General features: G+C 36.0%; 17 protein-coding genes and 1 other RNA gene. 12 read left to right on the forward strand and 6 right to left on the reverse strand.

What is annotated here, in order from left to right; all coding sequences use genetic code 11:
• Positions 1 to 79: 79 nt before the first annotated feature.
• The 11 genes from H4O20_RS06565 to H4O20_RS06615 all read left to right on the forward strand — a co-directional run bounded on the left by H4O20_RS06565 (position 80) and on the right by H4O20_RS06615 (position 15,060).
• Positions 80 to 2,755 carry a DNA gyrase/topoisomerase IV subunit A gene (locus H4O20_RS06565; protein ID WP_185098662.1) on the forward strand — a complete coding sequence of 892 codons (2,676 nt, stop codon included), beginning with the start codon at positions 80 to 82 and terminating at the stop codon, positions 2,753 to 2,755.
• 408 nt (positions 2,756 to 3,163) lie between these two features.
• Positions 3,164 to 5,014 carry a 30S ribosomal protein S1 gene (rpsA, locus tag H4O20_RS06570; protein WP_185098663.1) on the forward strand — a complete coding sequence of 617 codons (1,851 nt, stop codon included), beginning with the start codon at positions 3,164 to 3,166 and terminating at the stop codon, positions 5,012 to 5,014.
• Positions 5,015 to 5,161: 147 nt separating this feature from the next.
• Positions 5,162 to 7,618 (forward strand): zinc-dependent metalloprotease, encoded by a 2,457-nt coding sequence (locus H4O20_RS06575; protein ID WP_185098664.1) that lies wholly within the window; start codon positions 5,162 to 5,164, stop codon positions 7,616 to 7,618.
• A gap of 177 nt (positions 7,619 to 7,795) precedes the next feature.
• On the forward strand, positions 7,796 to 8,335 hold the full coding sequence (gene pyrR, locus H4O20_RS06580; RefSeq protein WP_185098665.1) for a bifunctional pyr operon transcriptional regulator/uracil phosphoribosyltransferase PyrR: 540 nt from the start codon (positions 7,796 to 7,798) through the stop codon (positions 8,333 to 8,335).
• Positions 8,336 to 8,479: 144 nt separating this feature from the next.
• Positions 8,480 to 9,415, forward strand: coding sequence for an aspartate carbamoyltransferase catalytic subunit (locus H4O20_RS06585; protein WP_139854825.1), 936 nt, complete (start codon positions 8,480 to 8,482; stop codon positions 9,413 to 9,415).
• Positions 9,405 to 9,740: a ribonuclease Z gene (locus H4O20_RS06590; RefSeq protein WP_139854824.1), complete on the forward strand. Its 336-nt coding sequence runs from the start codon at positions 9,405 to 9,407 to the stop codon at positions 9,738 to 9,740. Before H4O20_RS06585 ends, H4O20_RS06590 begins: the two co-directional genes overlap by 11 nt.
• A gap of 67 nt (positions 9,741 to 9,807) precedes the next feature.
• The gene (locus tag H4O20_RS06595) at positions 9,808 to 10,713 is read left to right on the forward strand and encodes a ribonuclease Z (protein ID WP_185098666.1); all 906 of its coding nucleotides are present in this window, start codon (positions 9,808 to 9,810) and stop codon (positions 10,711 to 10,713) included.
• A 145-nt stretch (positions 10,714 to 10,858) separates the two neighbouring features.
• Complete coding sequence (gene pdxH, locus H4O20_RS06600) at positions 10,859 to 11,503, forward strand: pyridoxamine 5'-phosphate oxidase (RefSeq protein ID WP_185098667.1); 645 nt, start codon at positions 10,859 to 10,861, stop codon at positions 11,501 to 11,503.
• Between the two features lie 71 nt (positions 11,504 to 11,574).
• The gene (locus H4O20_RS06605) at positions 11,575 to 12,060 is read left to right on the forward strand and encodes a histidine phosphatase family protein (protein WP_139854821.1); all 486 of its coding nucleotides are present in this window, start codon (positions 11,575 to 11,577) and stop codon (positions 12,058 to 12,060) included.
• Positions 12,060 to 14,156 (forward strand): polyphosphate kinase 1, encoded by a 2,097-nt coding sequence (gene ppk1, locus H4O20_RS06610; protein ID WP_139854820.1) that lies wholly within the window; start codon positions 12,060 to 12,062, stop codon positions 14,154 to 14,156. Before H4O20_RS06605 ends, ppk1 begins: the two co-directional genes overlap by 1 nt.
• A 1-nt stretch (position 14,157) precedes the next feature.
• Positions 14,158 to 15,060, forward strand: a complete 903-nt coding sequence (locus tag H4O20_RS06615) for a Ppx/GppA phosphatase family protein (RefSeq protein WP_139854819.1) — start codon at positions 14,158 to 14,160, stop codon at positions 15,058 to 15,060.
• 53 nt (positions 15,061 to 15,113) lie between these two features.
• On the opposite strand, the gene H4O20_RS06620 is transcribed toward H4O20_RS06615, so the two are convergent.
• From H4O20_RS06620 to H4O20_RS06640, 5 genes are all read right to left on the reverse strand, one after another.
• On the reverse strand, positions 15,114 to 16,370 hold the full coding sequence (locus H4O20_RS06620) for a T9SS type A sorting domain-containing protein (RefSeq protein ID WP_185098668.1): 1,257 nt from the start codon (positions 16,368 to 16,370) through the stop codon (positions 15,114 to 15,116).
• A 30-nt stretch (positions 16,371 to 16,400) separates the two neighbouring features.
• Entirely contained in the window at positions 16,401 to 17,006 is a 606-nt protein-coding gene (locus tag H4O20_RS06625) for a trans-aconitate 2-methyltransferase (protein WP_185098669.1), read from the reverse strand.
• A 1-nt stretch (position 17,007) separates the two neighbouring features.
• Positions 17,008 to 18,315: a chloride channel protein gene (locus H4O20_RS06630; RefSeq protein WP_185098670.1), complete on the reverse strand. Its 1,308-nt coding sequence runs from the start codon at positions 18,313 to 18,315 to the stop codon at positions 17,008 to 17,010.
• Positions 18,316 to 18,336: 21 nt separating this feature from the next.
• Positions 18,337 to 18,918: a tRNA-(ms[2]io[6]A)-hydroxylase gene (locus H4O20_RS06635; RefSeq protein ID WP_185098671.1), complete on the reverse strand. Its 582-nt coding sequence runs from the start codon at positions 18,916 to 18,918 to the stop codon at positions 18,337 to 18,339.
• Between the two features lie 127 nt (positions 18,919 to 19,045).
• Positions 19,046 to 20,872, reverse strand: coding sequence for a DNA polymerase III subunit gamma/tau (locus tag H4O20_RS06640; protein WP_185098672.1), 1,827 nt, complete (start codon positions 20,870 to 20,872; stop codon positions 19,046 to 19,048).
• Positions 20,873 to 21,017: 145 nt separating this feature from the next.
• Here H4O20_RS06640 and rnpB point away from each other — a divergent pair.
• Positions 21,018 to 21,366: RNase P RNA component class A (rnpB, locus tag H4O20_RS06645), an RNA gene on the forward strand.
• Positions 21,367 to 21,388: 22 nt separating this feature from the next.
• Here the strand turns inward: rnpB and cdaA are convergent.
• Positions 21,389 to 22,162, reverse strand: coding sequence for a diadenylate cyclase CdaA (gene cdaA, locus H4O20_RS06650; protein ID WP_139854813.1), 774 nt, complete (start codon positions 22,160 to 22,162; stop codon positions 21,389 to 21,391).
• Between the last annotated feature and the right edge of the window lie 66 nt (positions 22,163 to 22,228).

A 22,228-nucleotide genomic window follows, 5' to 3' on the forward strand; every position in this document is an offset into this window, starting at 1 on the left:
GGCCTCTTAGGTGAAAGTTTACCGCAAGACGCAGAGAGCGCTGAGTGAAAATATAAAATAAAGAATACAGCATATAAAAATGAGTGACGAACTCGACAATAACGAAGAAGAAATTACAGGTCCAGATTATTTAGGCGTAAACGACGATACTTCCGGAGATACTATAAAAAAAGTAACTGGAATGTATCGCGATTGGTTTTTGGACTACGCTAGTTACGTAATCCTAGAACGTGCCGTACCTGCAATTGAAGATGGATTTAAGCCTGTGCAACGCCGTATTATGCAATCTATGAAAGATTTGGATGATGGGCGTTACAATAAGGTGGCAAATATTGTTGGGCATACTATGCAGTACCACCCACACGGGGACGCGAGTATTGCAGATGCCATGGTGCAAATTGGTCAAAAAGACCTGCTAATAGACACTCAGGGAAACTGGGGTAACATCCTAACGGGCGATAGTGCTGCTGCTTCTCGTTATATTGAAGCTAGACTCTCAAAGTTTGCTTTAGATGTTATTTACAACCCAAAAATTACAAAGTGGCAAGCTTCTTACGATGGTCGTAGAAAAGAGCCAATCAATCTACCTGTAAAGTTTCCACTACTTTTAAATCAAGGAGGAGAAGGAATTGCAGTTGGTCTTTCAACAAAAATACTTCCACATAACTTCCTTGAATTAATCGATGCTTCTATAAAGCATTTACAAGGGAAAAAGTTTCAAATATATCCAGATTTCCCTACAGGGGGAATAATGGATGTAGCCAATTATAACGATGGTTTACGCGGAGGGAAAATTAGAAGTCGTGCCCGTATAAACCAACTTGATAAAAACACATTAATAATTACTGAAATTCCTTTCGGAACAAATACATCATCGCTAATTGACTCTATCTTAAAGGCGAATGAAAAAGGAAAAATTAAAATTAAAAAGATAGAGGATAATACGGCTGCTGCAGTTGAAATTCAAATCCACTTACCTAGTGGAATTTCACCAGATAAAACTATAGACGCGCTATACGCGTTTACAGCCTGTGAAACTTCAATTTCGCCTTTAGGATGTGTAATTGAAGACAACAAACCTCTTTTTGTTGGAGTTTCTGAAATGCTTCGTTTAAGTACCGACCGCACGGTTGAGTTGCTAAAAAGTGAGTTGGAAATTCAGTTATCTGAATTAGAAGAACAATGGCATTTTGCTTCATTAGAGCGTATTTTTATTGAAAATAGAATTTACCGCGATATTGAAGAGGAAGAAACATGGGAAGGGGTTATCAAAGCGATAGACAAAGGATTACAACCTCATATAAAACACTTAAAACGCGCTGTTACCGAAGAAGATATTGTTCGGTTAACAGAAATTCGAATTAAAAGAATTTCTAAATTCGACATCGATAAGGCACAGCAAAAAATTGATGCGCTTGAAGCTAGTATTGCTCAAATAAAACATCACCTAGACAACCTAATAGAATATGCAATCGATTACTTTAAGCGATTGAAAAAGGATTATGGTGAGGGTAAAGAGCGTAAAACAGAGATAAGAACTTTTGAAGATATTGAAGCGACCAAGGTTGTAATTCGCAACACTAAGCTATATGTAAATCGCAAAGAAGGTTTTGTGGGTACAAGTTTAAAACGCGATGAATACGTAACCGATTGTAGTGATATAGACGATATTATTGTATTTACCGAAGATGGTTCAATGATGGTTACAAAAGTGGATTCCAAGACCTTTGTTGGTAAAAATATTATTCACGTTGCTGTATTTAAAAAGAAAGATAAACGCACCATATACAATATGATTTACCGCGACGGAGCTCGTGGCTCGAGTTATGTTAAGCGTTTTGCTGTTACGTCAATTACCCGCGACAAAGAATATGATATGACCAATGGAGCGAAAGGTTCTAAGGTGTTGTATTTTACCGCAAACCCAAACGGTGAAGCCGAATTGGTGACAATCTATTTACGTCAGACAGGTAGTATAAAGAAATTAAAATTCGACTTTGATTTTGCCGATCAATTGGTAAAAGGAAGAAATTCTAAAGGAAATATTGTTTCCAAATATTCAATTAAAAAAATTGAGCTGAAAGAGAAAGGGCTTTCTACCTTAAAACCAAGAAAAATTTGGTTTGACGATTCTGTACAGCGATTAAATGTCGATGAGCGTGGAGAACTTTTAGGTGAATTTAGAAAAGAAGACCGATTGCTAATTGTGAATCAAAAAGGTGTTGTTAAGACTGTTGTTCCAGACTTAACATTGCGTTTTGATAGCGATATGATTGTACTTGAAAAATGGGATCCTAAAAAACCGTTAAGCGCTATTTATTGGGAAGGTGAAAAAGAATTATTCTACGTAAAACGATTCCTAATTGACAACCCAGATAAAGAAGAAACCATTATTACAGATCATCCTGATTCGTATTTAGAGAAAATCTTTACCGATTACCGTCCTATGGCTGAAGTGGTTTTTGTAAAGAAGAGAGGGCAGGAGCGAGATGAAAATCTTGAGGTTAATTTAGAAGAATTTATTGCCGTTAAAGGAATAACTGCAATGGGGAATCAGTTAACTAAGGAAAAGGTTTTAGAAATTAATACTATGGAGCCTTTGCCATACGATTTGCCAAAACCTCGAGATGCTAAGGAAATGGATGTTGTTGATGAAGAAAAAATGACTTCAGATAGTGGGGATTTAAAAACTAATAAAGATTCAGACGACGAGGATTTAAGAACTGACGAAGGCGGGCAAGGCTTGCTGTTTTAGCTCTTGTAATATTTTCTGGATGCGATGAGGTTTGATTGGGGTTTAATCACTTCATCTATTCAATATAGTAGGCTATTCTGAAAATCAGATTTTTTAAGTAATGTAGCTGTTTTCTTGTGTTTTTGCCTTGAATCGGCATGCTTATAGGGTGTTGACTTTGTTTCTTTTAAGCTAAAGTCTAAAATTCTAACTTTCTGTGACTAAACCTTTTGATTTTCAAAAGAAAAACATTATTTTTGCACCCCGCTTAGCGACGAGTCAAGATTAAGAGGAATTGAAACAAAACAAAAAGAACCCTTCTGTGGGATAGTCGCATTAAAATCTTGTAACAGCGCAGAATACAAAACGTTGATTTTTAAAACATTCTAATTTTAATTTTAGAAGTTTAGAAATCAATTTCACAAACAAATGGCTGATAAAGCAAACAAAGAAGAAGTGCAAGTAGAAGATACTGCAACTCAAAACGAGGCATCTACAAAGCCTCAAAGGGAAGTTTCATTAAAAGAAAGCAACCCTGAAAAATTCCTAGAAGAATTTAACTGGCACAACTACGAAGAAGGAATTGATCCTATCGACGATGGTAAATTAGAAGAATTCGAGAAATTAGTAGCTGAGAATTTCGTTGACACACTTGATGATGAAGTTGTTGAAGGTAAGGTAGTTTACATTACAGACCGTGATGCAATTATCGATATCAACGCGAAAAGTGAAGGTGTTGTTTCATTAAACGAATTCCGTTACAATCCAGATTTAAAAGTTGGTGATAAAGTAGAAGTGTTGATCGATGTTCGTGAGGACAGTACAGGTCAGCTTATCCTTAGCCACCGTAAAGCAAGAACTATCAAGGCGTGGGATCGCGTAAATGCAGCTCACGACGAAGGTACAATCGTAAATGGATACGTAAAATGCCGCACAAAAGGTGGTATGATCGTAGATGTTTTCGGTATCGAAGCTTTCTTACCAGGTTCTCAAATTGATGTTAAGCCTATCCGTGATTACGATATTTACGTTGGTAAAACAATGGAATTCAAAGTTGTTAAAATTAACCACGAATTCAAAAACGTTGTTGTTTCTCACAAAGCGCTTATCGAAGCAGATATTGAAGAGCAGAAAAAAGAAATCATCGGGCAGCTTGAAAAAGGACAAGTACTTGAAGGTGTTGTTAAAAACATCACTTCATACGGAGTATTTGTTGACCTTGGAGGTGTTGATGGACTTGTACATATTACAGACCTTTCTTGGTCTCGTATCAACCATCCAAATGAGATCGTTGAACTTGATCAAAAATTGAACGTTGTAATTCTTGATTTCGATGAAGATAAAACACGTATCCAATTAGGTCTTAAGCAACTTAACCCTCACCCATGGGAAGCTCTTGGTGATGAGTTAAAAGTTGGAGATAAAGTAAAAGGTAAAGTAGTTGTTATTGCAGATTACGGTGCTTTTGTTGAAGTAGCTGAAGGTGTTGAAGGTCTTATCCACGTTAGCGAAATGTCTTGGTCTACTCACTTACGTAGCGCACAAGATTTCGTAAATGTTGGTGATGAGGTTGAAGCTGTTGTTCTTACAATGGACAAAGAAGAGCGCAAAATGAGCCTTGGTATTAAGCAAATGACTCCAGATCCATGGACTGATATTACTACTAAATACCCTGTAGGTTCACGCCATAAAGGTATTGTTCGTAACTTCACTAACTTCGGTGTATTCGTTGAGTTAGAAGAAGGTATCGATGGTCTTATCTACATTAGCGACCTTTCTTGGACTAAGAAAATTAAGCACCCAAGCGAATTCACTAACATTGGTGATGAGCTAGATGTTGTTGTTCTTGAGTTAGATGTTGAAGGACGTAAACTAAGTTTAGGTCACAAACAAACTGAAGAAAACCCTTGGGATAAGTATGAAGCTGAATTTGCAGTTGGTACTAAGCACACTGCTACTATTGACGAAATGGTAGATAAAGGAGCTACAATCAACTTCAATGACGATATTACTGCTTTCATTCCAAACCGTCACCTTGAAAAAGAAGATGGTACAATGTTGAAAAAAGGTGATGAGGCTGAATTCCAAATTATTGAGTTCAACAAAGAATTCAAGAAAGTGGTTGCTTCACATATGAGTATTCATAAAGAAGAAGAGGCTAAGATTGTAAAAGACGCTGTGAAAAAACAAGAAGCAGCTGAAGCAGAAGCAAAACCAACTTTAGGTGATGCAAACTCTGCACTTCAAGCCCTTAAAGATAAAATGGACGGTAAAAAATAATCGTTGCATTTATAGCTAATAAAAAGCCTTCTGGAAACAGAAGGCTTTTTGTTTATAGCTTGTTTCTATCACTTTTAATGCTTTTGTTACTGAAAAGATTTCCCAATATATTAAAATTGACTATTTTCAAATTTTTTAAATTTTAATATGAAAATAAGAGCCCTTACCCCACTTTTGTTACTGTTTATCCTTTCGTGTGCTGCTCCTAAAAAAGCCATAAACGGAAAAGCAGATAGCGCCGATGCAAAAACAGAAAAAGACAAATCTTCAATCAAACCTTATGACAAGGTGATAACGAAAGATGCGAAAACAGACGATGGTTTGTTTAAAGTGCATACTGTAAAAGAAGATTTCTTTTATGAAATTCCCGATTCTCTTTTTGGAAGAGAAATGTTAATGGTTACCCGAATCGCTAAAACCGCGACTAATATTGGTTTTGGTGGAGGAAAAACAAATACCCAAGTCCTTCGATGGGAAAAGAAACCAAACAAGGTGTTGTTACGCGTTGTTTCGCATCAAATATTTGCGGCCGATTCACTTCCTATATATGAGGCTGTTGTAAACTCAAACTTTGAACCTGTTCTTTTTACATTCGACGTAAAGGCTTTAGGTAAAGACAGTACATCTACTGTAGTTCAGGTGAATAAACTTTTTGAAAGTGACGTTAGACCGCTAGGGATGCCAAAGCATTACCGCGATCGGTATAAAATCACCTCTATGGATAAGGAACGTTCGTATATCGAAACCATCAAATCTTATCCATTAAATATTGAATCTCGTCACGTAAAAACATACGCGGCAAAAGAGCCGCCTAGCAATTCAGCTGTAGGTTCAATTTCTGTTGAAATGAATAACAGTATGGTGCTACTGCCTAAAGAGCCAATGAAACGTCGTTATTTTGATGAACGCGTTGGATGGTTTGCTCGTGGACAAACTGATTATGGATTGGAAAACCATGAAAGTAAAACCGTTAAATATCTTGACAGATGGCGTTTAGAAGTAAGAGATGAAGATAGAGCAGCATTTGAAAGAGGAGAATTAGTAGTTCCTAAAAAACAAATTGTTTATTATATCGACAGAGCTACTCCAGTAAAATGGAGAAAATATATCAAACAAGGAATTGAAGATTGGCAAGTGGCTTTTGAAGCTGCAGGCTTTAAAGATGCTATAATAGCAAAAGATCCGCCAACAGTTGAGGAAGATCCAGAATGGTCTCCAGAAGATGTGCGTTATTCGGTGGTGCGCTACTTGGCGTCTCCTATACCAAACGCAAACGGGCCTCACGTAAGTGATCCGCGTAGTGGTGAAATATTGGAAAGTGATATTAATTGGTATCACAACGTTATGACATTATTGAGAAACTGGTTTTTTGTGCAAACTGCTGCAATTAATCCAGACGCCAGAGGTGTAGCTTTTAAAGATGAAATTATGGGTAGACTAATCCGTTTTGTTTCTTCTCACGAAGTTGGTCATACCTTAGGATTGCCACATAATATGGGAAGTAGTGTTGCTTATCCTGTAGATTCACTGCGTTCTGTAGATTTTACTAAAAAGTACGGAACAGCTCCTTCAATTATGGATTATGCGCGTTTTAATTATATTGCTCAGCCAGGAGATGGAGATGTAGCACTAATGCCAAATATTGGTGTTTATGATAAGTATGCAATAAATTGGGGATATAGACCATTGCCACACCTAACTGCTGAAGAGGAAAAAGAAACTCTCGATTCTTGGATTTTAGAACACGCTGCTGACCCTATGTATCGATTTGGAAAACAACAGTCGGGAGGTGTGATAGATCCTAGTAGTCAAACTGAAGATTTGGGTGACGATGCTGTAAAAGCGAGTATGTACGGTATTTCAAACCTGAAATTACTCGTGCCAAAACTTATTGAATACACCAGAGAAGATGGTAAAAACTACGATGATCTTTCAGAAATGTACAATCAAGTAGTTGATCAATTTAATAGGTATATGGGGCACGTAACAGCAAATATTGGTGGTGTTTACGAATACTATAAAACCTACGATCAGGAGGGTGCAGTTTATACGCACGTTGCAAAAGATAAACAAGAAGAAAGTTTGGCATTTTTACAAGAACAACTATTTGCAACTCCAGAATGGTTGTTGGATGATGATATCTTCAATAAAATCCAATTCGATGGAAGTATTGAGAATATTAGAAAGATGCAAGAAAGAACGTTAAATAATATTCTTGACTTTGGAAGATTGGCTCGAATTATTGAAAATGAATCTATTAATGGAAAAAACAGTTATTCGTTATTAGAGATGATGGAAGACTTGCGGAAAGGAATTTTTGAAGAGCTTAGAACTGCTGCGCCTATAGATACCTACAGAAGAAATCTCCAGCGAGTTTACATCAATAGACTTTCGTATTTAATGTCGAATGAGCAAAAAGGTAGAAATAGAACAAAAGTTGATGTTAACTTAAGTGACATTCGTTCGGTAGCAAGAGCAGAGCTTATAGCTTTAGATAATGATATTAGAAGAGCTTTAGGTAGAACTACAGATAGAATGAGTAAGATTCATTTGTTAGATCTTCGTGAAAGGATTGATGTTATCTTGAATCCATACGCTAAATAATTTCGAGTTTTCTTATTAAAACAAAATAGCCTGTCTTATATAAGACAGGTTTTTTTATGCAGTAAATTGAATAGTTTCAAAAGTTTACGATTTATTGGTTTTAAACGAAAATAAATTCTTTAGTTTTAAATAAATAATTCTGTATTTTTGTTTGCTGAATCTAATTCAGACTTTCCTATGAGCCAAAAAGTGTTACTAAACGCAACCGAGATTAATATTGCGCTTAACCGTTTGGCTTGCCAATTGATTGAAAAGCACGACGATTTTTCCAAAACAGTACTTATCGGAATACAACCTAGAGGAGTCTTTTTAGCTGAAAGACTTAAAACCTTGTTGGAAACTGAATATAAAATAAAAAACATTCAACTTGGTTATCTAGACATCACCTTCTTTAGAGATGATTTCCGAAGAAGTGGTAAGCCGTTAGAAGCAAATAAAACCAAAATTAATTTTATAGTTGAAGATAAAAACGTTGTATTTATAGACGATGTGCTTTTTACTGGAAGAAGTGTTCGTTCTGCATTAACCGCAGTGCAATCTTTTGGAAGGCCATTAGAAATTGAATTACTAACACTTATAGATCGCCGTTTTAGCCGTCATTTACCAATTCAACCCGATTATAGAGGAAGACAAGTAGATGCGATTAATGGGGAAAAAGTAAAAGTGTGCTGGAAAGAAAATGAAGGCGAAGACGCTGTTTATTTAGTTAAGAGTTAAGGGGGAGAGAGAGCAAAGAGTAGAGAACAGAGAACAGAGAAGAGAGAAGAGAGTAGAGAGTAGAGAGAGGAGAATGGTAAGTGACTAGTGTAGAAAAGACAAGTGCCAATAGATAATCGATAACAGATAACCGAAAACCAAACAATGGAACTAAGTGTAAATCACTTACTGGGAATAAAATATATAACCGAAGCCGATATTCAACTCATCTTCGAGACGGCCGATCATTTTAAAGAGGTTATTAACCGACCTATTAAAAAAGTGCCATCGCTTCGAGACATTACCATTGCCAACCTCTTTTTCGAAAATAGTACGCGTACGAAACTTTCGTTTGAGCTTGCTGAAAAAAGACTTTCTGCAGATGTTATAAATTTTGCATCTTCGAGTTCTTCTGTTGCCAAAGGAGAAACGCTTATTGATACCGTAAACAATATTCTTTCTATGAAAGTTGATATGGTGGTAATGCGTCATCCAAATCCAGGAGCAGGAATATTCTTATCTAAGCACGTTAATGCTAGTATTATTAATGCAGGAGATGGAGCACACGAGCATCCAACTCAAGCCCTATTAGATAGCTACTCTATTCGTGAAAAGTTAGGTGATGTTGCAGGAAAAAAGGTAGTTATTGTAGGTGATATTCTTCATTCTAGAGTTGCATTGTCGAATATTTTTACACTTCAAAAGCTTGGAGCAAAGGTTAAGGTGTGTGGTCCTAAAACACTTATCCCTAAATATATAGAAAAATTAAACGTAGAAGTGGAAACTAATTTGCGTAAAGCGTTAGAGTGGTGTGATGTAGCAAATATGCTTCGTGTTCAAAACGAGCGTATGGATATTAGTTATTTCCCAACAGCTCGAGAATACTCACAACAATTCGGACTTAATAAAGCGATGCTCGATTCTTTAAATAAGGAAATTGTAGTAATGCACCCAGGACCAATTAATCGCGGTGTGGAAATCACAAGTGATGTTGCAGATAGCAAGCAATCTATTATATTAGGTCAAGTAGAAAATGGAGTAGCCATCCGTATGGCTGTAATTTATTTATTAGCCTCAAAAATTAAACATAATGAAGATTGAGAATCATCCAAATTTTGTTGTCCTTGAAGATGAGAAGGATGATATAATAGATTTTGCCTCATTTATTGAGAGTCAAGTTCCTTCAAAGTACAAGGGTCAGAATGTGGTTTTGAACTTATTGAAGTATGACTCTTTATCCTTGCCAGAATTATTACAATTCTTAAAAACATCAAACCTTCATCGCAAAACAAACTATTCCTTTGTTATTGTAAACGATGCCATTGATATAGATGAAGTTCCTTACGAATTAGTTGTAGTGCCAACACTTCAGGAAGCTGAGGATATCGTTGAAATGGAAGAGATTGAGCGCGACCTCGGTTTCTAGTCTAAACTGAGCTGATTACTCGTAAAGCTTCTGATACGAGAAACAATAATTTTTTAAAAATCCAATTTTGAAATTAACTATCCTAGGATGCCATTCAGCAACTCCAACTGCTTCTACGCACCCAACAGCGCAGATTTTGCAGATTAAGGGGCATTTGTTTTTAATTGACTGTGGGGAGGGAGCCCAGATGCAATTAAGAAAATATAGGGTTAAATTTTCGCGTATTCGTCATATTTTTATATCACACCTACACGGCGATCACTTTTTTGGCTTACCAGGACTAATTTCAACTTTTTTACTATTAGGAAGAGAAGCTGAATTACATATTTACGGCCCCAAAGGCATAAAACAGTCTATATTATTGCTTCTTAAGTTGGGGAAAGCATATACAAATTACCCTTTGTACTTCCACGAACTAGAAGAGACTACGCCACAGTTAATTTATGAAGATGATAAAGTTACGGTGGAAACAATTCCATTAAAACATAGAGTGTATACCAATGGATTCCTTTTCAAAGAAAAACTGGAAGACCGAAAGTTAAATGTGGATGCTGCTCGAGAACTGAATATCTATTTAAGTTATTACAACAAAATCAAACAAGGTTTCGACGTGGAGAATAGAGATGGTAAGTTGATATCAAACAAAGACATCACCTTCGATCCACCTGCACCAAAATCGTATGCCTATTGTAGTGATACAGAATATAATCCAGAAATGGTTCCTCAAATTGAAGGAGCAACTTTTTTGTATCACGAATCAACCTTTCTGGATGAACACTATCATCTTGCTGAAAAAACCAAGCACAGCACCGCTAAGGAGGCTGCTGTTATTGCGCGAAAAGCAAACGTTGGGACATTAATTCTCGGTCATTATTCAGGCCGTTATGGGAAGCTTGAACTTTTCCGTAAGGAGGCTCAAGAGGTATTTGATAATGTAGAATTAGCTGAAGATGGAAAATCCTTTCAGTTTTAATTTACTTTTTCTTACTAGTTAGGCTTTAACCTTTCGTTTAAATTCACTTTTGAATCTTTTCTACTGGAAAATATTTAATACATATTTAATAAACTGCTATTTCAAAGAATATTTAAAACTCTTAACTTGCGTTAAAACTTGAGAAATGGCCGAAAAGCTTCACGACTACCGAAAATCTTATGAAAAGGGCGAGCTATCCGAAAATTCGGTAGATGAAAACCCGATGCAACAATTCCGTAAATGGTTTTATGAGGTGCAGAACAGTGGTGGTGTAGATGAAGTTAATGCAATGACGGTAAATACTATTGGAACCGATGGTTTCCCAAAAGGAAGAGTAGTTTTACTGAAAAAATACGACGAATACGGCTTTTACTTTTACACTAATTACGAAAGTGAAAAGGGTAGGGCTATTGCAAATAACAACAAGGTTTCCTTGTCTTTCTTTTGGCCAAATATGGAACGACAAATTATAATTAAAGGAACTGCTGAGAAAACTTCAGAAGCAGATTCAACAAATTATTTTCATTCTAGACCAAAGGGAAGTCAGCTAGGAGCAGTTGTTTCACATCAAAGTGAAGTAGTGGAATCTCGAGAAGTTTTAGAGAAAAATTTGGCAGAACTCGAAAAGAAATATGAAACAGAAGAAGTTCCAAAACCAGATAATTGGGGAGGAGTATTAGTAAAGCCAATATCGATAGAATTCTGGCAAGGAAGACCAAATAGGCTGCACGACAGAATTCGATATAGATTAAAAGACAAGGATTGGGTGATTGAGAGGTTAGCTCCTTAAATGAGGGAATAGAATTAAGGAGGCCAGCGATATTCTGATTGCCATCCAAAACCTAGAATTAATAAAACGCAATGAAAACACTTTACATAGTAAGACACGCAAAATCATCCTGGAAACACGATTTACAAGACCATAAGCGTCCTTTAAAAGGGCGTGGTAAACGCGATGGAAAACTAGTTTCAGAAAAAGTTGCGAAAGAAGTTAAGCCTCCTCAAAAAATTGTTAGCAGTGACGCTACTCGTACACTCTCAACGGCTCAATTTTTTAAAGACGCTTTCAATATTGATGATGCAAATTTTGAAACCAATCATAGTCTTTACGATTTTAGCGGTCAGAGTGTTATGCGAATTATTAAGTCGTTCGATGATAATTTAGACATTATGATGTTAGTGGGGCATAATCACGCCTTAACATCTATAGTAAATATGTTAGGTGATAAATACATAGAAAATGTTCCAACTTGTGGTTTTGTAATGTTGCAGTTTGATGAAAAAAAATGGAAAGACATTACCAGAGGTAAAACAATTAAAACAATATTTCCACGAGATCTTAAGTAATGACAGGTAAAACAGATACTAATAAAACTAATCGTAATCAATATTACAATAGAGAGTTAAGCTGGCTTCAGTTTAATGCTCGAGTGTTGCAAGAGGCAAATGATGAAAAGTTACCTTTAATTGAAAGACTTCGATTTTTAGGTATATTTTCTAATAACTTAGATGAGTTCTTTAAGGTTCGGTATGCTACTATAAAACGTATTGTAGAAGCTGGTAAGACAGGGAAAAGCTTTCTTGGAGGGTATTCAGCCAAGGAGCTTTTGGAGGTGATTACGCAAACGGTAATCGATCAGCAGGCTCAAAGTCTCGAAATTCTAAGTAAAATTCAAACGAAACTTAGAAAAGAGAATATATTTATTATTAACGAGACCGAAATATCACCTTCGCAAAGTAAGTTTATTTCAGAATACTTTGTGAGATACGTTAGCCCGGCGATGATGACTATTATGATTGGTGAAGTTGATGAATTCCCCAATCTTCGTGATGATGCTGCATACTTAGCTGTAACAATGGTGATGAGCAAGGAGGATGATACTTTTGAGGCTAAACACAACTATGCTTTAATTGAAATTCCACGAACTATTAATCGTTTTGTTGAGCTTCCAAAGGAAGGAGATAATCAATATGTTATTATTCTAGACGATTTAATTCGTCATTGTTTAAACAACATTTTCAATATTTTTAAATATGAGACAATTTCGGCTCATATGATTAAAATTACCCGTGATGCTGAGTTGGATATAGATAGCGATTTAAGTCGCAGTTTTATTGAAAAAATCTCAAAAAGTGTAAAAAATAGAAGTGCTGGGGATCCAGTTCGCTTTGTGTACGATAAAAGTATTGATAAAAAGTCCTTACAGTTTCTACTAGATAAAATGGGAATTGATAAAACCGACAGTATTATTCCTGGAGGGCGTTATCACAACAGACGAGACTATATGAATTTCCCTAGATTGGGAAGGCCCGATCTTCAATACGAAAAAACAGAACCGCTTCCAATACCAGGACTGAGCTTACAAGGTAGTTTGTTCGATAGAATTGCTGAAAAAGATTATCTGCTTCATGCTCCGTATCAAACATTTATGTATGTAATTAAGTTTTTACGTGAAGCTGCGTTGGATCCAAAAGTGAAATCTATTAAAATCACAATTTACCGCTTAGCAGAAGTTTCGCATATTGCTAGTTCGCTTATAAATGCTAAGAAAAATGGGAAAGACGTAACAGTACAAATAGAGCTGCAAGCGAGATTTGATGAAGAAGCAAATATTAAATACGCTGAATTACTTCAAAGTGAAAATATCAAGTTGATTTTTGGAGTAAAAGGTCTAAAGGTGCATTGTAAAACCTGTTTGGTAGAAAGACTAGAGAACAACAAAACAGTTCGTTATGGTATCTTGAGTACAGGAAACTTCAATGAATCTACAGCAAAACTTTATACCGATTATACTTTGTTTACTGCGAATCAAAAGATATGCAAAGAGATAAATAAGGTTTTCGACTTTTTTGAAGTCAATTATCAGGTAAAAAAATATAGACATCTTATCGTGTCGCCGCATTACACTCGAAAAGCTTTATATAATTTAATCGATACTGAAATTAAAAATAAAAAAGCAGGCTTACCTAGCGGGATTAAATTAAAGCTCAACAGTCTGTCGGACTATGCCATGATAGACAAGCTTTACGAAGCGAGCAGAGCAGGAGTGAAAATTAAAATGATTGTTCGTGGTATTTGCTGCTTGATTCCAGGTGTGAAAGGAATGAGTGAAAATATTGAAGCAATAAGTATTGTTGGTAAATATTTAGAACACCCGCGATTGTTTATTTTTGAAAATGCCGGAGATACTAAGGTGTATATTTCTTCTGCTGATTTAATGGGAAGAAACTTAGATAACAGGGTAGAAGTGAGTTGTCCGATATACGACCCTGACATTAAAAATGAAATTTTAGAAAATTTTGAAATTGGGTGGAGTGATAATGTTAAAGCTAGAGTGTTTAGCGTGAAAAATGACAATGCTTATAGAAGAAACAACAAGCCTCCAGTTCGTTCTCAATTCAAAATGTACAATTATTATTTAAACAAACTTGAAGTAAATTAATTTGTTAAACATAGAAAAATACGGAGCAGTAGATATTGGTAGTAACGCTATACGTTTGCTGGTAGTTACTGTAATTGAGCAGAAGGGAAAAGATACGATATTTAAAAAAACATCATTGGTTCGCGTGCCTATTCGTTTAGGTGCGGAAGTTTTTGTTGATGGAAAGATTTCTGATAAAAATGCCGTAAGAATGCTAGATGCAATGAAGGCATTTAGTCTGTTGATGAAAACGCACGGAATAAAACGTTATAGAGCGTGTGCTACTTCAGCGATGCGTGAAGCTTCCAATGGCTCTGAGATAGTTGAAACGATTAAAGAGAAAAGCGGAATTGTAATCGACATTATTGACGGTAATGATGAGGCTGCAATTATCGCTTCTACCGATTTAAAAACACTAATTGAAGACGATAAAGTTTTCCTTTACGTAGATGTTGGAGGAGGGAGTACAGAGCTAACTATTTTTGCCAATGGAAAAACGGTTACTTCGCAAAGTTTTAAAATTGGAACAGTTCGGTTGTTAGAAAACCTCGTAGTTGAAGATGTTTGGAAGCAAATGGAGGCTTGGATTAAACAAGAGACCAAAGATTATAAAAAGATTTTAATGATTGGTAGTGGAGGAAACATCAATACTATCTTTAAAAAGAGTGGCAAAAAGCTTGGGAAGCCACTTAGCTATATTTACCTATCTTCATATTATAAAACATTAAAATCTCTTACCTACGAGGAGCGTATTACAGAATTAGATATGAATCCAGATCGTGCCGACGTGGTAATTCCTGCTACAAAAATCTATTTATCTGCCATGAAATGGAGTAAAGCTAAGAGTATGTATGTGCCTAAAATAGGACTTAGTGACGGTATAGTGAAAAGTCTTTACAACGAAAAAATTGCTGCAGAAAATTAGGATTAAGCTTAAAGCTCATCGTGGAAATTTGACAATGGGAAATAATATTTACACTATTTAACTATTAGTTTTCTTACAAATTTAGAACTTTCTGTTATTAAACTAAAGATATAAGTAAAGCTATCTAAGTCCCTAAGGTTAAGCGTTAAACTACTTTTGTTTTTTAATTTTCTGTTGAATAAAATTTTTCCTGAAACATCAAAAATTGAAACATCAATTTCCTTATAGTTTTTATCGAGATTAACAAATAGTTTATCTGTGGCTGGATTCGGATAAATAGATATTTGTTCCTTTTTAAACCTATCGATGTTTAATATTGGAATCTCTATAGTTTTTGTTTTGGTATCCGATTTACCACAATAAGTAACGGTTTGTGAAACATTATAAATTCCACTTTCAGTATATGTGTGAACTGGATTAGTTTCGGTGGAATTGTATCCATCGCCAAAACTCCAATAGATTGAATGGAAATTACTGCCAGTATTAGTAAATGATACTTCACTTCCGATTATTTCTTCCGTAAAATCTGCTACGGGGTTTTCTGTAAAATCCCAATTAGCGATTTCATCAAAAACAATTGTCTTAGCCGCGGCTTTAATGGTATTAGCTTGATTTTCATCTAAGCTAGAATTCCAAGAAATAAAAGTTGGGTCTTTTTTATAAATCATCGCATAAAAAGCACACGCAACAGCATATGAGCCTGCTAAGGACGGATGTGAGCCATCACTGGAGTACAGTGGAATATTGGGGTGGTTCTCTCTAAGAAATCGCCATACAGCCCCTGCAGGAGCTAACTCAGATTGGTTGGTTTCAGCTAAGTATATATAAGTAGCTCTAATTAAGTCGTCCATATCTTCGTATGTACATACCCAAGGTCTTATAGCGCAATTTTGAGCATCTCCATCTTTACGCCCCCAGGTCATATAAAACAGCGGTTGTGAACATTCGTTGTTTGTTCTTATGGCATTGACTAATTGTTCTACATAGGGAAATACTTCTGTTTCCATCTGCGACTGACTCAAAGAAGTTTCTTGACTTTGTCCTTGAAGGGCAACGTAATCCCAGTTATTTGAACTTATTTTGGTAAGAGTGGTACTATTAGATGCGTGATCCATAAAACGAAATCCACCCGGAGTATTGGAATCGTAAATTAGAATATGCCCGGTGCTATTGGCCATTTCGCTTACCATAAGCGGCAGATTATTAGCAGCTGTATAGCTATTCCCAATAAATAATACTTTTTTAGAGGTCTGACTATTTACAGCCAAAGTTGCTAAAACAAGAGCTATAAATAGAAGGACCTTTTTCATCTCGTATCTTTAAGTGGCTGTTGGCTTAAGCTATCGTTTTTTAAAACTACAAAATGTAAAATTCTGAAGTGTGTCGAAGGGAGTTTTGTGGTCTTCGTTTAGACAGCTAATTTTTTCAAAATCTTCAGCAAATTCCGAGCTTAATTTCTCCTCGCTGTATTGAGTAATCTCAAGTCCACTACATTTTAAAGGTCCATTTTCTGAAAAAGTTGCAATTATTAAATAGCTATTTACCGATTTTTTAATCGTTTGCTTGTACTTTTCAATATGTTCAGCATTGGTTAAAAAGTGAAAAGCTGCTCTGTCGTGCCAAAGGTCGTAAGTAGTTTCTGGCTCAAACTCTGTGATATCACTTACAATCCAAGTTACTTTCTCTGCCTTATCACCGAGTCTTTTTTTCGCTTTATTGAGTGCTTTTTCTGAAATGTCTAAAACAGTAATATTTTCAAAACCAGCTTTAAGTAGATGATCTACCAAGTTGCTATCACCGCCACCAACGTCTATAATTTTTGCAGTTTTCTTTAATTCTAGCGATTGAATAAAATCTAATGAAGTTTTAGGAACCTCTTGTGTCCAACTTACTTGCTCTGGAGTTTTAGTTTCGTAAACTGTCTCCCAATGATTTTTTTTATTCATATTATTTATTGTTATGCTTTTTTATTTTAATAGCTCTCTTTTCTTTCTCTTCCATTTGAGCTCCAATAAAAGGAATACGAGGCGCTAGAAAATAGCCGGTTAAACTCGCAAAAAGTATTGGAATAAAATATGTGAACCCTGTTAATGTAGCGAGTAGAATAGTTGTACTCATTGGGGTGCGAGTTACACAAGAGTTTATAGCAGCCATACAACTTACAATAGTTAACGAAAGGCTTATGGAAGGGAAAATGCTGTGAATTAGTAACCCTAAAGCTGTACCGCAGAAAAACAAAGGAATAATAAAACCTCCACGCCATCCTGAAGTTACTGTAATAGAAATAGCTATAATTTTAAAAATAAGAACTGCTCCAAGAAATTGTAACGTACCATTTTCTTCAAGTAATTCATTGATTTCAAAGTGGCTGAAATATCTAGTAAGCGGAATATAATAAGCAATTACCCCTAAAAGAATACCTCCGATTAAGGTTTTAATGTAAATAGGAGATTTTAATTTTTTGAAAAGAGTTTTAAAAAACTTAGTACAAAAAATAAACATCCACCCCACTATAGTTGCCATAATTGCAAATAAGACAGCCCATCCAAAATCGAAAAAAGTTTCCATTTCGTAGGCAGGTAGATTCCACATTGGTCCCCATCCTAATTGCACGATTATAGCAAAAATGATATAACTAAATCCACTGGCAACAAGTGCTGGTATTATTGCTTGGTAATATTCTACGGCGTGTTTGTGGTGGAGTATTTCTAAAGAAAAGAGGCTACCTCCAAGGGGAGCGCCAAATAAGGCAGTAAATCCCGATGCCATCCCTGCAATGCTTAAAGAGCGCAGCTCTTCACCTTTTAATCTGAAAATTTTTCCCATCCAAGATCCTGTGGAACCTGTAACCTGTACCAAAGGTGCTTCTGGGCCCAAACTTCCTCCCGAGGCTACACACAGCAGCGATGATAATATCATTGAAGGATTGTTTTTAGGGTCTAACTTTCCTTTTTTGAAACGAATGTTATTAACCATAAGTTCCATTTCGCCAGGGTCGCCAATAAAGTAGATAATTAACCCTGCAAGAAGCCCACAAATAGCCATAACAGGAATTACAAGCCATCCTTGATATACTGCTAAAAAGTCGGTTAGATACATTAAAACCACCCAATACACCCCAGAAATAACGCCTCCAATAAGCCCTAATAAAGCCCAGAGAATAAACATTCTACTAAACACAAAGGGGTTAAATCGAATAGGTTGGTCTAAAACATCTCTGTATTTAATTAATTTCCTTCTTCTTTCGATTTTCATTGGGAAGGGGGTCTAAGTTATTTATCCGTGAATGGATTGATGCTTTCCCAAGTCTTTCATTACCTCAGCTTCATAGGTAAGAAGATCGTTCCATTTTTGATCAACCTCCTTTCTATCACCGTATTGACGTGCAAAACCAAGAAACATCGTATAGTGATTTGCCTCACTAACCATTAATTTTCTATAAAATTCGGCCAGTTCTTTGTCTTCAAGCTCTTCACTTAACAATCTAAATCGTTCGCAGCTTCGAGCTTCAATAAGTGCAGCATACAATAGTCTATGAACGAGTTGTGTGGTGCGGCTCCCGCCTTTTGGGAAAAACTTTAGTATCTGAACAACATAATCATCTTTTCTATCTCTACCTAAAACCCAGCCTCTTTCTAAAATTTTATCGTGAACCATTTTAAAATGGCTGATTTCTTCCTTTACCAAAGCAATCATCTCTTGTGTAAGCTCTGTGTATTCAGGGAAACTCACAATTAAAGAAACAGCTGTAGATGCTGCCTTTTGTTCGCACCAAGCGTGATCTGAAAGAATGTCTTCTATGTTCTTTTCTACAATATTTACCCAGCGAGGGTCTGTGGGAAGTTTTAAGCCTAACATATTATCTTAATCGTTTCAAGTTTATGGTATTAAGATTTTAAGTGTCCAAGTATAAAGAGTGGTGTCAATTAAAATCTATCGCTAATGTATTCAATAACTACCTTATTGTTTTTTGAATTTACTCTAGTTATATATCTAAATCAAACTCCTGTCTAAGTCTTTCTAAAGCAGGATTCATTTCCTTCATTTTCTCGAATTTCTCTCGTGTTGAGTAAACATAACGCTTTTCAGTGGTTTCGTTTACTGTAATATCTAAGTCTATCTCATAATTTTGAAGTTTTTCACGCAAATACCCAAGTAAATCGTATTTAGCGCGTTCAACTTCAGTTTTTATGGTATGATTTGGAAATTCAAGATGAATTATCGCTCCCTCCAATTTTGGGGTACCCATTGTTAAGTGAGAAAGCAGGTTAAATTTCCCGTCTTTTTCCACTTTTTTGGTGTATTTATTCCAATACTTAAGCATCTCTTCTTCGGTAAAATTATTCACCGGGAGATCTTCCTCTTTAGGTTGATTGGCTTCTAATTCCTGTTTTAACTCTTGTTTCTTCTGAATGCTTTTTAACGATAATGCAGAAACTTTTCTTTCATTTCGTTTAGTTGCTATACTAGGCTGTGCTACTTCTTGAGTTGTGACTTCCTCTCCTTTAGTTGTAGTTTCAGCCTTTACATTTACAGAAGAAATATTTGAAGTAGGTTCCTGAACGTTAGGTTGACTTTTTTCAGCTTGAGAAGATGCAACTTCCTGTTGATTTGTATTGTCAGTTTCAATTTTCCTAAACGGCTTAGGGATAATGCTTCCAGCAGAAGTTATTCTCTTTGAAGTAAATTCTTCCGATTTAAAATAGGAGGGAGCTATTACGAAGCGTTGCCCGATACTAGAGTTTTTTTTTTCGCCCTGAAAAGTCAAGGAAGCAAGTTGCATTAGGCAGAGTTCAACAAGGAGTCGCTGATTTTGACTGTTTTTATACTTTAAATCGCAGGTATTAGCGATTTCTATAGCATCCATCAAAAATTGAGCACTTGTTTTCTTAGACTGCTCTAGGTACATTTCCTTTACTTGTTCTCCAACTTCAAGGAGTTGTATTGTTTCCTGGTTCTTACAAACCATCAAGTCTCTAAAGTGAGATGCAAGCCCCATTACAAAATGGTGACCGTCAAATCCTTTTGCGAGAATATCGTTATAAGTAACTAAAACTTGTGGAATATTGTTTTGCAATAGCAAATCGGTGATTTGAAAATACCACGTATAATCAAGAACATTTAAGTTTTCGGTTACAGCTTCACGCGTTAGGTTTTTTCCCGCAAAACTTACAACCCTATCAAAAATTGACAGTGCGTCACGTAGTGCACCATCTGCTTTTTGAGCAATAATGTGAAGAGCATCATCTTCTGCGTCTATTCCTTCAGCTTTGGCTACATCGGCTAAATGACCTTTAATATCGTTAACGCCAATTCTTCTGAAATCGAAAATCTGACAACGAGAGAGAATAGTAGGAATTATCTTGTGCTTTTCGGTAGTAGCAAGTATAAATATAGCGTGCTTTGGCGGCTCTTCAAGCGTTTTTAGGAACGCGTTGAAAGCTGCTGAAGACAGCATATGAACCTCATCTATAATATAAACCTTGTATTTTCCAACTTGTGGTGGAATGCGTACTTGGTCTATTAGATTACGAATATCATCAACCGAGTTATTTGAAGCTGCATCCAATTCAAAAATATTGAAAGCGAAATCTTCATCTTCTTTTTCTGTGCCATCTTGGTTAATCTTCTTGGCAAGAATACGCGCACAAGTAGTTTTTCCAACACCTCTTGGTCCCGTAAAAAGTAATGCTTGTGCTAGGTGGTTGTTTTCTATGGCGTTATCCAAAGTGTTGGTAATGGCCTGTTGCCCAACTACATCTTTAAAAGTTGCAGGGCGGTATTTTCGGGCTGATACAATGAAGTGTTCCATAGTTAAAATAGTCGTTTTCAAAATTCAGTATTAAATTTCTGAATTGTAAATTATGACTTGGTAGCAAATATAAAGATGTGTATCGGGTTTTAAAAAAATAGATGCTCGTATTTTCTCATATTTATTAACATTGGAGTACTTTTGCGCAGCAGGCCGCCTTATCGTCGTCCCGATTTTAATCGGGAGGGAGGAAAGTCCGGGCACCACAGGGAGGCATAGCGGCTAACAGCCGTCACTATTCTTGCGCGAGTAAGAATTTTAGGACAAGTGCAACAGAAAGTATGTACAGGTAATGCTGTAGTGAAACCAGGTAAACTCTATGCGGTGAAATGTCACGTAAACCTGCGTTCCGTTTTCGGATAAGGGTACCCGCCCGATGCAGGAGGGTAGACAGATTGAGCGTTTCGGTAACGAAACGTCTAGATAAATGATAAGGTGCTATTTTGATTTAATCGAAGTAGTAACAGAACCCGGCTTATAGGCCTGCTTTTTTATTTTATACTTAGATTTTGCTTTTTAGCTTAAATCTTTTTTCAGAAGTTTTTTCAAATCATCGGTGTTTTCGTAAAGCACGAAGTCACCGTCTTTTAGATAAGAAATTTGGCCGTTTTCCTCCGAAACAACCAAGCAAACAGCGTCGGTTTTTTCGGTAATACCCACAGCTGCACGATGTCGCAATCCAAATCGCAAAGGTATAGTACGGTCGTTGGAAACTGGTAAAATTACACGTGTTGCCGTAATCCTGTTTTCTTCAATTATCATAGCACCGTCGTGTAAAGGGCTATTTTTGTAAAAAATACTTTCTATAATTGGTTGATTAACTTCAACATTCATTTTGTCTCCGGTGTTTTTTACAAAATCTAAACTATTGTTCCGCTGAATTACAATTAAAGCCCCCGTATTGGTGGTTGCCATTTTTTTACAAGCTTTTACAATAGCATCGATGTCTATAAAAGGACCAGAATCGGCAGAAGAAAAATTAAATCGTTGGAAAAACTTCCGGCGGGCTTTAAAATTTGTAGAGCCAAGCATTAAAAGGAACTTCCTAATTTCTGGTTGGAAAACAACTACCAAGGCGAACATCCCAACACCTAAAAATCCTCCTAATATTTGGCTGAGTAACTCCATTTCTAAAAGTTGAGTTACAACATAGATGGTATAAATTATAATTATACCCACCAAAATATTGATGGCAACAGTGCCTTTCACTAGGTTATAGATATAGTATAATAGCACTGCAACCAGTACTATATCTACAATGTCTAAAATTCGAATATCCAGAAAATCCAAAGGGCTGTATTTTTTGTAAAAGTACTTTAAAAATTGATTTTATGTTTCAGTCTTAAGTACATTTTG

The organism is Aequorivita sp. 609 (genome assembly GCF_014212065.1).
GTDB classification, from domain to species: domain Bacteria; phylum Bacteroidota; class Bacteroidia; order Flavobacteriales; family Flavobacteriaceae; genus Aequorivita; species Aequorivita sinensis.